Raw genomic sequence first — 13,596 nt, forward strand, 5'->3', positions numbered from 1 at the left:
GTGTCGAATGAAGCAAAATAAGGCCACCCGGATTTTTATTGGCAATAAAAAACAGAAAATCACAACCTAAAATGTATAAGTGTTTTATCTCGCCTGAATTAAAAACAATCGCTTGTTTCCAAACACAATTAAAATAGATAGACACCCTCGTAGTGACCATTGTCCGGTTTAGTCGCCAGTGGATGGATTGAACCCTTTTTAGCCGCGTCGTATATACAGATTTATATGGCTGGGACGTGATGGTGTGGTACCGCAGTGTGTTGCCAGCAATAGTCGCCAAGGAGGGCATATGGAGTTGCCTGATTTTGACACCCTGAAGGAGTTGGCTGCGAGTGAGCCCTCCCGGCTGGATGCGATTCTGGAGCAGCAGATCGACCAGTTGATGGCCCGAGCGAGCCCCGATCAGCAGCGCCGTCTGCGCGGGTTGCAGTTCAAGATTGATGGTCAGCGCCGTCTGGCGAAAAACAATCTTGATAGCTGTATCCGGATTACCAACATGATGCGGGAATCTTTTTATTTGATGCGCAGCGAAATGAGCCAGTTCAGGGAAGAGGGGGACCCTCCGCCTGAAAGCGATGGCAGTGGTAAAATAATCCGTCTGGCGGACTATCAACGTCGCAAATAATCTGCAATAACCCCCTTGGTTGATATTTCAGCCAAATCGGTGAGGCCATGATAAAGGGAATTGCTGGCGACCTGATTGTTATGGTTTTTAATGTTAGTCGTAATGTATTTGTGATGTAATTTCTTTTCTCCTTCTTGTAATAACTTATTAGTCAGGTTGTGATAGGGGTGGATGAATAACAGTAAAAGTTAGGCTAATATGGCCGAAATTTTTATTGCTACGACTCGAAGGGATTATGAGAAGTATCACACCAAGACGGGTGTTGTCGCGGGAGCAACAGACAGAGATCACCCGCATTATCGTCAAGGTGGGTCAGATGTTGGCCCAGTTCGGGGCGGAGAGCCGGATCATCGAGCAGACCACGGTGCGGCTGGGGATGGCGCTGGGGCTGGAGAGTGTCGAAATGGCCATCTCTTCCAGTGCCATCGTGCTCACCAGTCTCTATCAGGGGGGTTGCGTCACCACTACCCGGCGGGTGCGCGAACATGGCATCAATATGCAGGTGGTGTGCGAGATCCAGCGGATCTGCATCATGGCGGAAAAAGAGCTGATCGGTGCCCGTGAAGTGCGCCAGCGCCTCGAGGCCATCGTCCCCTTTCACTATCCCCCCCGGCTGGTGGTCCCCATGGTGGGGCTCTCCTGTGGCGCCTTTAGCCTGCTGTTTGGCGGTGATTGGCCCATCTTCCTGGTGACCTGTTTCTCGTCTGCCGTGGCGATGCGGGGGCGCCAGCTGATGGCCCGCCACCACCACAGTCCGCTCATCAACTTTGCTGCCACCGGCTTTATTGCCACCCTGCTCTCCTCCAGCGCCACCTTCTTTAACTGGGGTGACCAGCCCTATCTCGCGATGGCGGCCAGCGTGCTGCTGCTGGTGCCGGGCTTTCCGCTGATCAATGCGGTCTCCGACATGGTGAAGGGCTACTTCAACATGGGGCTGGCGCGTTGGGGCACGGCGACCCTGCTGACCATCAGCGCCGCCATAGGTATCATTTTGGCTATGTCGGTCACCGGGATCTGGGGGTGGAAAGTATGATGGACTTACTCTGGCTACTGGCCAAGGATGCCTTCTGGTCCTCCATTCCGGCGGTGGGGTTTGCCATGCTGTTCAACGTGCCACCACGGATGCTGAAGTATTGCGCCATGGGCGGCGCGCTGGCCCACAGCCTGCGTACCCTGCTGATCCACTACGGCATGCCCATCGAGTGGGCGACGCTGGCGGCGGCGACCACGGTCGGCTTTGTCTGCGTCTACTGGTCGCGCCGTCTGCTGGCGCCGCGTCCGGTGTTCAGCGTTGCCTCCATCATTCCGATGATCCCGGGCAGTTATGCGTTCAAGACCATGATTGCGGTGGTGGAGCTCAATATCAACGGCGTGACTATGGAGTTGATCCAGAGTGCGGTGGAGAACGGCCTCAAGGCGCTCTTTATCGTCGGGGCCCTCAGTTTCGGTTTGGCGATCCCCTCTCTGGTCGTGTACCGTAACCGCCCCATAATCTGACAGACGGTGAGAGGCCCCATGAAGATTTCCATGATTGCCGCCATGGCCCACGACAGGGTGATCGGCAAGGACAACCAGATGCCCTGGCATCTGCCTGCCGATCTGGCTCACTTCAAGCGTGTCACCCTCGGTAAACCGGTATTGATGGGGCGCAAAACCTTCGAATCCATCGGTCGACCGCTGCCCGGACGGCGCAATCTGGTGATCAGCCGCAATCCCGGCTATCAGGCCGAGGGCATTGAGGTGTTGGGCTCCGTCGAGGCCGCGCTGGCTCTGTTGGCAGGCAGCTCGGTGGAGGAGTTGATGGTGATTGGTGGTGGTCATCTCTATGCCGAGATGTTGCCGAGCGCGGATTGTCTCTACCTGACCCGTATCGATCTGGCGGTGGAGGGGGATACCCGCTTCCCTGCTTTTGACGATGGTCAGTGGCAATGCGTTGATTGCGAGAGCCACTCTGCCGATGAGAAGAACCCGTACCCCTATAGCTTCGAGACCTGGCAGCGCCGCTGACGGACGAATGCTAATGGGCAAATAACAACAAGGGCATCTTCGGATGCCCTTGTTGTTCTGTTGGGGTTTCAAGACGAGATTAGATGCCTGAGCCGTCGTTCTCGCCATTTTCCTCGTGCAAACCGCACTCGCGCTTGAGTCCGAAGAAGCGGGTCTGCTCCTCGCTCATGCCCGGTTCCCACTTGGCGGTGGTGTGGACATCGCCCACCGAGAGATAACCCTGCTCCCACAGCGGGTGGTAGGGGAGGTCGAACTCCTTGAAGTAGTAGAAGACATCCTTGTTGCTCCAGTCGATCACCGGCAGGAACTTGAAGCGGCCGCGCTGGATGCCCAGCACCGGCAGCTTGCCACGGCTGCCGGACTGCTCCCGGCGCAGGCCGGAGAACCAGGTCTGGGCCCCCAGCTCACGCAGGGCGCGGTCCATCGGCTCCACCTTGTTGAGCTGGTTGTAGCGGGTGATCCCCTCTACCCCCTGCTCCCACAAGAGACCAAATCGAGCCTCCTGCCAGGCAGGACTGAGCTCGGCCCGGTAGATCTTCAGATTGAGCGCGAGGCGCTCGGTCAGCTCGTCGATAAAGCGGTAGGTCTCCGGGAACAGATAACCGGTATCGGTCAGCACCACGGGCACGTCGGCCCGCTCGCGGCTTACCAGATGGAGCATCAGTGCCGCCTGAATGCCGAAGCTGGATGAGAGCACATGCTCCCCCGGCAGATTGGCCAGGGCCCAGCGCACCCGCTCGGGGGCACTCATGGTATCCAGCTCCCGGTTGAGGGGCGCCAGCGCCTCGGTCTGCTCTTCACGGCCGAGGGCCAGCAGTGCCTGCAGGTCAAGGCGGCCATCTTCAGTGACATTAAGCGGCATAGAAGTCCCTCGCAGAATCGATAACGGGCGCAATCACCCCAACCCGGATCACGAAGTCGCCAAAGCATTCGCCCTGATTGCGCTCGGTGGCCCAGCGGCCGATCAACGCGTCGAGTTCGGCCAAAATCTGCGGTTCGGTGATGTTCTCCTGATAGAGGCGCGGAATGCGGGTGCCCTCCAGGTTGCCCCCCAGATGCAGGTTGTAGCGGCCCGGCGCCTTGCCCACCAGACCCACCTCCGCCAGCATGGCGCGGCCGCAGCCGTTGGGGCAGCCGGTGACGCGGAAGATGATGGCGTCATCCGCCAGACCGTGCTTGGTCAGCAGCCCTTCGATGTCGGTGACAAACGCCGGCAGCATGCGCTCGGCCTCGGCCATCGCCAGCGGGCAGGTAGGCAGGGCCACGCAGGCCATGGACTGCTTGCGCTGCTCGCTCACGCCGTCATCCAGCAGGCCGTACTGGCGCGCCAGCCCTTCGATGCGGGCCTTCTCGCCGGCAGGCACCCCTGCGATGATGAGGTTCTGGTTGGCGGTCAGGCGAAAGTCCCCCTGATGCACCCTGGCGATCTCCAGCATGCCGGTTTTGAGCGGCTTGCCCGGGAAGTCCAGTAGGCGGCCATTCTCGATAAACAGGGTGAGGTGATGCTTGCCGTCGATCCCCTCGACCCAACCGAAGCGATCGCCACGGCTGGTGAACTCATAGGGGCGAACCGGCCCGAACTGGATGCCGGCGCGGCTCTCCACCTCGGCCTTGAACGCTTCGACACCGACGCGCTCGAGGGTGTACTTGGTCTTGGCGTTCTTGCGGTTGACCCGGTTGCCCCAGTCGCGCTGGGTGCTGACCACGGCGGCCGCCACCTCCAGCACGTGGGAGAGCGGAATAAAGCCAAAGTCGCTCGCCTTGCGCGGGTAGGTGCTGGTGTCGCCGTGGGTCATGGCCAGCCCGCCGCCCACCAGCACGTTGAAGCCCACCAGCTTGCCGTGTTCGGCAATGGCCACGAAGTTGAGATCGTTGGCGTGGATATCCACGTCGTTGTGGGGCGGGATCACCACGGTCGTCTTGAATTTGCGCGGCAGGTAGTTGGACCCCAGGATCGGCTCCTCGTCCTGCCCCAGTTTTTCACCGTCCAGCCAGATCTCCACGTAGGCGCGGGTCTTGGGTAGCAGGTGTTCGGATATCTTCTTGGCCCACTCGTAGGCCTCCTGATGCAGTTCGGACTCCACCGGGTTGCTGGTGCAGAGCACGTTGCGGTTCACGTCGCCCGCGGTGGCAATACTGTCGATACCGGTGCTGTTGAGGGTCTGGTGCATCAGCTTGATGTCGCGCTTCAATACCCCGTGGAACTGGAAGGTCTGACGGGTGGTCAGACGGATGCTGCCGTAGAGGCTGTGCTCTTCGGCGAACTTGTCGATGATCTGCCACTGGGCCGGGGTGATGATCCCACCCGGCAGGCGGGCACGCAGCATGACGTTGTGCAGCGGCTCCAGCTTCTGGGCGGCGCGCTCCGGGCGGATGTCGCGGTCATCCTGCTGATACATGCCGTGAAAGCGGATCAGCTGGAAGTTGTCGCCGTTGAAGCCTCCGGTGAGCGGGTCTTGCAGATCCTGCTCTATGGTGCCGCGCAGGAAGTTGCTTTCGCGCTTGAGGCGCTCGTTGTCGGCCAGCGGCCCTTCGACCGGTCCCGCTTTTGGGTGAGAAAGAGGTTGTTTGCTCATCAATAGACATCCCTTTGATAACGTTTGGCACGACGCAATTCGCTCAAATACTCTTCTGCTTCCTCACGGCTCTTGTGGCCGTGTTCGGCAATCACATCCAGCAGGGCCTCCTGCACATCCTTGGCCATCTTGTTGGCGTCGCCACACACATAGAAGTGAGCGCCTGCTTCCAGCCACTGGTAGAGTTCAAGCCCTGCCTCGCGCAGGCGGTCCTGCACATAAATCTTGTTGGCCTGATCCCGGCTGAAGGCCAGGGAGATCTTCGACAGCAGCCCCGATTTCACATAACGCTGCCACTCCACCTGATAGAGGAAATCCTGGGTAAAGTGGGGGTTGCCGAAGAAGAGCCAGTTCTTACCCTCGGCACCTTGGGCTTCCCGCTCCTGCATAAAGGCGCGGAACGGGGCGATGCCGGTGCCCGGCCCCACCATGATGACGGGGGTGTCGGGGTTTTGCGGCAGGCGGAAGTTATCGTTGTGTTCGACGAATACCCGCACCTCGCCATTCTCAATCAGCCGATCCGCCAGATAGGAGGAGGCGGCGCCGCTGCGCACTGTGCCATCTTCCTGCAGGTAGCGCACCACACCGACTGTCAGGTGCACCTCCTCTTCCACCTCGCTCTGGGCGGAGGCGATGGAGTAGAGGCGCGGGGTGAGGGGTCGCAGCAGGCCAACCAGCTGCTCGGCCGTGAGGGCGGTCGGGAAGCGTTTCAGTACATCCACCACTTGGGCAGAGGCGACTAATGCATTGACCTGGGCCTTGTCGCCAGCCAGATCTTTCAGCGCTGCGTTCTCCGATATGTCAGCGAGTCCTGTGATAAAGCCGCCGTGCAGCCGGGTCAGTTCGAAGTGACTGGACAGGGCGGCGCGCAAGGTGCCGTGGGCCGTGGCTTCATCGCCAGAGAGGCCGGTCAGGGCCAGCACTTCGCCCACCAGTTCGGCGTCATTGTCGAACCAGACGCCGAGGGCATCCCCCGGCTGATAGGTGAGGCCGGAGTCGGCCAGATTGATCTCGATATGGCGGATATCCTTGGTGGAATCCCGGCCGGTGATCTTCTGATTGACCGACAGGCGGGCAGGGAAGGGGTTTTCCTTGCTGTATTGGCTGTGGCCAACCGCCTGCTGCACCGCGCTGGTTACGCTGCTGCTAGCCGCTCCGGTAGAGAGGGTTGCGGTGATGGCGTTGAGTGCCTGTTCGCCCCACGCCTTGGCTGCATCCTGATAATCCACATCGAGGCTGGCGAGCTCATAAACCCGCTCGGCCCCTGCTTTGGCAAGGAAGTCGTCAAAATCTTTGCCGGTCTGGCAGAAAAATTCGTAGGAGCTGTCACCCAGCCCCAGTACCGCGAACTTGAGCCCGTCCAGCTTGCCAATCTTGCCTTTTTTAAGCTGCTCGAACAGATCGACGGCGCTCTCCGGCGGTTCACCCTCCCCGTAAGTGCTCACTACCACCAGCAGGTGGCTCTCTTTCTTGAGCTGCTTGGGTTTGTAGTCGGCCATCGACGCTAGGGTGACGGGGAGGCCGCGGGCCTCGGCCTGCGCCTTGATGGCACTCGCGACCCCTTTGGCGTTGCCTGTCTGGGAGCCGTAGAGAATGGTCAGGCTGCCGCTGGGCGTAGCCACGGCGGCGCTGGCAGCAACGTTCTGGTGACCGCTCTGGGAGAGGCCGTAGAGATATCCGCTCACCCAGGCCAGTTGCTGGGTATTGAGGGTCGAGAGTACCTGGCCCAGCTGACGTTGCTGCTCGTCAGAGAGGGGGGATAGGTTGAATGGGGAATCCTTCAATTGCATCACACGCGTCTTCCATGGTCTGATTTTTGGCCAGATTAAAGGGCGTGTTGGCTAACAACAAAGAATAAAAATATCTTCTTTATTCCATTATTGAATTTATAAAGTGATTTGGCGGTAAAGGAGATAGAAAAACGCCCCGCAGTTGCGGGGCGTTTTTATTGGCTATCACGCTTGGGATTGACCCAAGGGATGTAGCTGACTTCTGTGGGCCTTATTTCTGCGGACGCAGGGCCGGGAACAGAATGACGTCACGGATGGTGTGGCTGTTGGTGAACAGCATGACCAGACGGTCGATACCGATACCCTGACCGGCAGTCGGCGGCAGGCCGTGTTCCAGTGCGGTGACGAAGTCGGCGTCGTAGAACATGGCTTCGTCGTCGCCAGCTTCTTTCTGATCAACCTGATCCTGGAAGCGCTTGGCCTGGTCTTCTGCATCGTTCAGCTCGGAGAAGCCGTTGGCCAGCTCGCGGCCACCGATGAAGAATTCGAAGCGGTCGGTTACGTCCGGGTTCACGTCGTTGCGACGAGCCAGCGGAGAAACGGCAGCCGGGTACTCGGTGATAAAGGTCGGTTGCAGCAGCATGTGCTCCACGGTCTCTTCGAAGATCGCGGTGATCACGTGGCCCAGCTCCCAACCCTTCATCAGCTCGATGTGCAGACGCTTGGCAACGGCCTTGGCGCTCTCGAGGGTAGCCAGATCATCCAGGGTCACATCCGGATTGAACTTCAGGATGGACTCGACCATGGTGAGGCGCTGGAACGGCTGACCGAAATCGATGGTCAGGCCCTCTTCGCCCTCTTTGGCGTAACGGATCTTGGTGTCGCCCAGGATGTCCTGCGCCAGGGTGCGCAGCAGCTCTTCGGTCAGGTCCATCAGATCGATGTAGTCGGCGTAGGCCATGTAGAACTCGATCATGGTGAACTCGGGGTTGTGACGAACCGAGATACCTTCGTTACGGAAGTTGCGGTTGATCTCGTAGACACGCTCGAAACCACCAACCACCAGACGCTTCAGGTAGAGCTCCGGAGCGATACGCAGGTACATGTCGATGTCCAGCGCATTGTGGTGAGTGACGAACGGACGCGCGGAGGCACCACCCGGGATGACTTGCATCATCGGGGTTTCCACTTCCATGAAGCGCTTTTCGTTGAAGAACTTGCGGATACCGGCAACCACCTGGGTGCGGATCATGAAGGTCTTGCGAGACTCTTCGTTGGCGATCAGATCCAGGTAGCGCTGGCGGCAGCGAGCTTCCTGGTCGGTCAGGCCTTTGTGCTTCTCGGGCAGCGGACGCAGCGCCTTGGTCAGCAGGCGGATATCGGAAACGTGAACGGAGAGCTCACCGGTCTGGGTCTTGAACAGGGTACCTTCGACACCCACGATGTCGCCCAGATCCCACTTCTTGAACTGCTCGTTGTAGAAACCTTCCGGCAGGTCGTCACGGGTGACGTAGACCTGGATCTTGCCGGCCATGTCCTGCAGGGTGGCGAAAGAAGCCTTGCCCATGATCCGGCGGGTCATGATGCGACCGGCAATCTTCACCCGTTTACCCAGGCTCGTCAGCTCCTCGGCGCTTTTGTCGTCGAACTCTGCGTGCAGATCGCCAGAGAGGCTGTCGCGACGGAAGTCGTTGGGGAAAGGATTACCCTGGGCGCGCAGGGCGGCCAGCTTGGAACGACGCTCGGTCATCTCGTTGTTGAGTTCGAGAGTTTGGTCGACTTCCGGAGTGATGGTTTGTTCAGACATGGTGATTCCTGCTTGTTTACAGACCTGATTTCAGGCTGGCTTCGATAAACTTGTCCAAGTCACCGTCGAGCACCGATTGGGTATTACGGGTTTCGACGCCGGTGCGCAGATCCTTGATACGGGAGTCATCCAGCACATAGGAACGGATCTGGCTGCCCCAACCGATATCAGACTTGGTCTCTTCCAGGGCTTGTTTCTCAGCGTTCTGCTTCTGAATTTCCAGCTCGTAGAGCTTGGCTTTCAGCTGCTTCATACACTGGTCTTTGTTTTTGTGCTGGGAACGGTCGTTCTGGCACTGTACCACGACACCGGTCGGAACGTGGGTAATACGCACCGCGGATTCGGTTCGGTTAACGTGCTGACCACCGGCACCGGAGGCGCGGTAGACGTCGATCCGCAGATCCGCCGGGTTGATCTCGATATCGATATCGTCGTCGATCTCGGGGTAGACGAACACAGAACAGAAGGAGGTGTGACGGCGGCCACCGGAATCGAACGGGGACTTGCGAACCAGACGGTGAACGCCGGTTTCGGTACGCAGCCAGCCGAACGCATATTCGCCGGTGAACTTGATGGTGGCGGATTTGATGCCGGCCACGTCGCCTTCGGAGCATTCAATCAGCTCGGGCTTGTAGCCGTGGGCATCGCCCCAGCGCAGGTACATGCGCAGTACCATGTTGGCCCAATCCTGCGCTTCGGTACCACCGGAGCCGGATTGAATATCGATATAGCAGTCGGAGCCGTCGTGCTGGCCGGAGAACATGCGGCGGAACTCGAGGTCCACCAGCTTGGCTTCCAGCTGTTCGGATTCGGCGATGGCTTCGTTGAAGGTCTCTTCGTCTTCCCCTTCCACGGCCAGGCTCACCAGCATCTCGACGTCATCCACGCCCTGGGTCAGGGTGTCGATGGTGCCGACCACGTTTTCCAGCGCAACGCGCTCTTTACCCAGCGCCTGTGCGCGCTCGGGTTCATTCCATACGTCCGGCTGTTCCAGCTCGGCGTTGACCTCTTCTAGACGCTCTTTCTTGGCGTCATAGTCAAAGGTACCCCCTAAGAAGCTCGGTCCGCTCAGACAGCTCCTTAAGTTTATTTAATACGGGATTAACTTCGAACATCGTGAAAACTCTCAGGGTCGATGTGATTTAAAAACGGGATATTCTAGCCAATTGTGGAAGGAATAAACAGGGTTGCCTTGGCTTGTGCGGCTCATGCCGTCAATTTCTGGTGCACTTTTCTCCACCTCGGTAGAAAATATCGCCCGCCGACCCATTTTCAGGTTCAGTTTTGGCCATTCGGGTCGCTAATGACTACGTGTAGTGTTGTGCAATTTAGGGAAAAACCCGCTCCTCACCTCAATAAGAAGAACACATGATGAAAAACCTGTCACTCAAGCAGAAGATACTGTTGTCAGTGGTGATCGCCCTTTCGTTGGTGATTTTGTTGCTCTCCTGGCAGAGCTATAGCAGCCAGAAATCCCTGTTGCTGCAAGGCAGCCAGGAGCAGTTGCAACGGCTGGGTACCCAGCAGGCCGAGCGTGTCAGCGACTGGCTCGCAGCCCGTCGCGACGTGATCCAGGCGCTCGGCAACAAGGCCGGTGCCGACCCCCTCAATGCCTTGCAACAGGCACAAGTTTCCGGCCGTTTCCAGCTCACCTATTTCGGTGAGAGCAGTGGCAAGATGAATGACTCCGATCCCTCCATCAACCGCGATGGCTACGACCCGCGCTCCCGTGGCTGGTATCAGGAGGCGATGAGCAAAGGTGGCCTGATTGTCACCAAGCCCTATCTCGACGTGGCTTACAACATCATGGTGGTGACTCTGGCCCAGCCGGTTTCTGGCGGGGTAGTCGGTGGTGACCTCTCCATCGCCTCGCTAGTGGAAGACGTGACCAAGATGCAGCTGCCTGCCGACGGTTTCGCCATCATGATGCACAAGGATGGCACCATCATCGCCTACAAGGATGCTGCCAAGGCGATGAAACCTGCCAGCGAGATCGACAACGATCTGACCAACGCGCTGATCGAGCAGAGCAAGTCAAGCAAGGATCTGGTACCAGCTTATTTTGACAGCGAAGGTCGCGACAAGCTGTTGTGGGCGGTTGATATCCCCGACACAGACTGGGAACTGGTACTGGTGCTGGACAAGGCCGCGCTGGAAGCGCCGCTCTCCTCCCTGCTGATGACCCAGCTGGGCATGGCGCTGCTGGTGCTGGTGGGCAGCATCCTCGCTATCTCCTGGCTGGTCAGCATGCTGCTTGGCCCGCTCACCAAGGTCTCCCTGGCTCTGGCCCGCATTGCCGATGGTAACGGCGATCTGACCCAGCGCATCAAGATCGACGCCAACGACGAAGTGGGCCAACTGGCCAACAGCTTCAACCGTTTCGTAGGCAGTCAGCATCAGCTGATCGGCAATATCCGTCAGCTGGCCAACGAGTTGAACGCCGATGCCGAGCGCAGTCTGGTGACCAACCAGGCCGCGGTAGACGAGTTGCAGCGTCAGCAGCAGGAGGTGACCATGGTCGCCACTGCGGTCACCGAGATGGCGAGCGCCACCATGGAGATCGCCGGCAACGCCGAGAACACCGCCGCCGCTGCCCAGCAATCTGCCCAGAGCAGTGAGCAGGGCAAGATGCTGGTCAACAAGACCCGCCAGTCCATCAATGGTCTGGCCGAAGAGGTGGGGCAGGCGACCGAGGTGATCGGCGAGCTGAGCCGTCACGCGCAGGCGATCACCAGCATTCTCTCCACCATTCAGGGGATTGCCGAGCAGACCAACCTGCTGGCGCTGAACGCAGCCATCGAGGCAGCTCGCGCCGGTGAGCAGGGTCGTGGTTTTGCGGTGGTGGCTGATGAGGTGCGGGTGCTGTCGCGCCGTACCCAGGACTCCACCCAGCAGATCCAGTCCACCATCGAGACCCTGCAGCAGACCACTGCCCGTGCGGTGAGCCTGATGCAGACCAGTCAGGGGCTGGCGGACAACAGTGTGCAGGATGCCGATCAGGCGGTGCGCGCGCTGGAAGAGATCACCAGCGCCATCTCCCTCATCTCCGACATGGCGGGTCAGATCGCCACTGCCGCCGAGGAGCAGACCCAGGTGACCGGCGAGATCACCCAGAACACCACCGCCATCAAGGATGTGAGTGACGAGATCACCGCCGCCGCCATGCGCGATCTGGATCAGGCCCACAGCCTCAAAGGGCGTGCTGCAGACCTTAACCAGCAGGTGTCGACCTTTATCCTGTAAAGTGCACGTCCCGGCCTGTTCCGGCTGAGATAAACAAGCCCCGCCCTCTGTCGAGTGCGGGGCTTTTTGTTGTTCGGGGGAGTGCGGGATGTGGGGATTAAGCTCCGTCCGGGTTGCTCGCGGGTCACCCTGGTACCGGATACGTGCCCCGGCTCTGCCTGCGTCAGCTGGCGAGTAGAGAACAAACAAAGAGCCCACCGAAAGGTGGGCTCTGATCATATACGTCTGACGGAAAGGGAATTACAGGAATGGCATCGCCATAAACAGCTTGATCACCATGGCGTTGATGATGTCGATAAAGAAGGCGCCCACCATGGGCACCACCAGAAACGCCAGGTGGGAGGGACCGAAGCGCTGGGTGATGGCCTGCATATTGGCAATCGCGGTCGGGGTGGCCCCGAGGCCAAAGCCGCAGTGACCTGCCGCCAGTACGGCCGCATCGTAATTTTTGCCCATCACCCGGAAGGTGACGAAGATGGCGTAGAGCGCCATCGCCACTGTCTGGGCGGCCAGCAGGATGAAGATGGGCAGCGCCAGGCTGGCCAGATCCCACAGTTTCAGGCTCATCAGTGCCATCGCCAGGAACAGTGACAGGCTGACGTTGCCCAGCAGCGATACTTCGCGATCGCTTACCTCATGCCAGTTGAAGAGAGTGAGCAGGTTGCGCAGCAGCACGCCGACAAACAGCACGCAGACAAAGATCGGCAGCTCGAAGGCGCCCCCTTTGAGGGAAGCAGAGAGCAGCTCGCCGCCCTTTAGGCTGATGGCGATCAGTGCCAGCGTTTCGATAACGCTGAAAGTGGTGAGGGGGCGCTCCATATCCGGCATTTCGAAGCCCTGGGGAGCCTCATCCTGATTGTGCTCCTCACCGGGCACCTGCACTTTCTTTACCAGATAGCGAGCCACCGGGCCACCGATCAGGCCGCCCAGCACCAGACCGAAGGTGGCACAGGCGATGGCGAGCTCGGCGGCGGATTGCACGCCATATTTCTCGGAGAAGGTAGCACTCCAGGCCGCCCCGGTGCCGTGGCCGCCGGAGAGAGTGATGGAGCCTGCCAGCAGCCCCATGTGGGGATCCAGACCGAGCAGGGTCGCCAGACCGACACCCAGACTGTTCTGCACCAGCAGCAGGCCGGTGACCACCATCAGGAAGGTAACCACCGCCTTGCCGCCGCGTTTCAGGCTGGCGAGATCGGCGGAGAGGCCGATGGAGGCGAAGAAGGCCAACATCAGCGGGGTTTGCAGACTGGTATCAAATTGCAGCTCCATCTGCAGGGTGGAGCGCAGCAGCAGCAGTACCAGCGCGACCACCAGGCCGCCGGCTACCGGTTTGGGGATGTTGAAGGTACGCAGCAGCCCGACTCGGGTAACCAACACCCGGCCAAGCAGCAATACCAGAGTGGCAGCGACCAGCGTTGCGTAGGAATCAAGTTGTAACATTCAGTACTCCCATGTTGATTGGCTGTGTCTTTCATAGCAAAAGACTTACAGATTCAGCCGGGATGAAAACAGTGTGGCTTATGTGCCAGCAAAGAAGGGGAAACATCTCCCCGCCCCAGGAAAGATGGGGCTTGTGCGGGCCTGAAATGCTCAGGCATCCAGATGAGA

At 59.3% G+C, this 13,596-nt stretch carries 11 protein-coding genes; 5 read left to right on the forward strand and 6 right to left on the reverse strand.

Annotation, left to right across the window (positions count from 1 at the left end):
- Positions 1-289: 289 nt before the first annotated feature.
- From ACTG27_RS21720 to folA, 4 genes are all read left to right on the forward strand, one after another.
- On the forward strand, positions 290-625 hold the full coding sequence (locus ACTG27_RS21720) for a DUF3135 domain-containing protein (RefSeq protein ID WP_005335213.1): 336 nt from the start codon (positions 290-292) through the stop codon (positions 623-625).
- A gap of 235 nt (positions 626-860) precedes the next feature.
- Positions 861-1,658, forward strand: a complete 798-nt coding sequence (locus tag ACTG27_RS21725) for a threonine/serine exporter family protein (protein WP_439980451.1) — start codon at positions 861-863, stop codon at positions 1,656-1,658.
- The gene (locus ACTG27_RS21730) at positions 1,655-2,122 is read left to right on the forward strand and encodes a threonine/serine exporter family protein (RefSeq protein WP_026035076.1); all 468 of its coding nucleotides are present in this window, start codon (positions 1,655-1,657) and stop codon (positions 2,120-2,122) included. Before ACTG27_RS21725 ends, ACTG27_RS21730 begins: the two co-directional genes overlap by 4 nt.
- A gap of 18 nt (positions 2,123-2,140) precedes the next feature.
- A complete protein-coding gene (gene folA, locus ACTG27_RS21735) occupies positions 2,141-2,632 on the forward strand; it encodes a type 3 dihydrofolate reductase (RefSeq protein ID WP_439980452.1) in 492 nt (163 codons plus the stop codon).
- 79 nt (positions 2,633-2,711) lie between these two features.
- On the opposite strand, the gene ACTG27_RS21740 is transcribed toward folA, so the two are convergent.
- From ACTG27_RS21740 to prfB, 5 genes are all read right to left on the reverse strand, one after another.
- The gene (locus ACTG27_RS21740; RefSeq protein WP_219594634.1) at positions 2,712-3,494 is read right to left on the reverse strand and encodes a phosphoadenylyl-sulfate reductase; all 783 of its coding nucleotides are present in this window, start codon (positions 3,492-3,494) and stop codon (positions 2,712-2,714) included.
- A complete protein-coding gene (gene cysI, locus ACTG27_RS21745) occupies positions 3,484-5,208 on the reverse strand; it encodes an assimilatory sulfite reductase (NADPH) hemoprotein subunit (protein ID WP_439980453.1) in 1,725 nt (574 codons plus the stop codon). The genes ACTG27_RS21740 and cysI overlap by 11 nt, the downstream gene beginning before the upstream one ends.
- The gene (locus tag ACTG27_RS21750) at positions 5,208-6,998 is read right to left on the reverse strand and encodes an assimilatory sulfite reductase (NADPH) flavoprotein subunit (RefSeq protein ID WP_439980549.1); all 1,791 of its coding nucleotides are present in this window, start codon (positions 6,996-6,998) and stop codon (positions 5,208-5,210) included. Before ACTG27_RS21750 ends, cysI begins: the two co-directional genes overlap by 1 nt.
- A 211-nt stretch (positions 6,999-7,209) precedes the next feature.
- Complete coding sequence (lysS, locus tag ACTG27_RS21755; RefSeq protein WP_005335201.1) at positions 7,210-8,745, reverse strand: lysine--tRNA ligase; 1,536 nt, start codon at positions 8,743-8,745, stop codon at positions 7,210-7,212.
- A gap of 16 nt (positions 8,746-8,761) precedes the next feature.
- Positions 8,762-9,860 (reverse strand): peptide chain release factor 2 gene (gene prfB, locus ACTG27_RS21760; RefSeq protein ID WP_100645262.1). Its coding sequence is split into 2 segments (ribosomal slippage): positions 8,762-9,784 and positions 9,786-9,860, totalling 1,098 coding nucleotides; the frame shifts between segments, so codons are not numbered across the junction.
- Between the two features lie 256 nt (positions 9,861-10,116).
- Between prfB and ACTG27_RS21765 the strand changes: the two genes are divergently transcribed.
- A complete protein-coding gene (locus tag ACTG27_RS21765) occupies positions 10,117-11,988 on the forward strand; it encodes a methyl-accepting chemotaxis protein (RefSeq protein WP_439980550.1) in 1,872 nt (623 codons plus the stop codon).
- Positions 11,989-12,228: 240 nt separating this feature from the next.
- Here ACTG27_RS21765 and gltS read toward each other — a convergent pair whose 3' ends face one another.
- Positions 12,229-13,428, reverse strand: coding sequence for a sodium/glutamate symporter (gene gltS, locus ACTG27_RS21770; RefSeq protein WP_439980454.1), 1,200 nt, complete (start codon positions 13,426-13,428; stop codon positions 12,229-12,231).
- Between the last annotated feature and the right edge of the window lie 168 nt (positions 13,429-13,596).

The sequence above is a fragment of the Aeromonas sp. 97A genome (assembly GCF_051919185.1).
GTDB classification, from domain to species: domain Bacteria; phylum Pseudomonadota; class Gammaproteobacteria; order Enterobacterales; family Aeromonadaceae; genus Aeromonas; species Aeromonas veronii.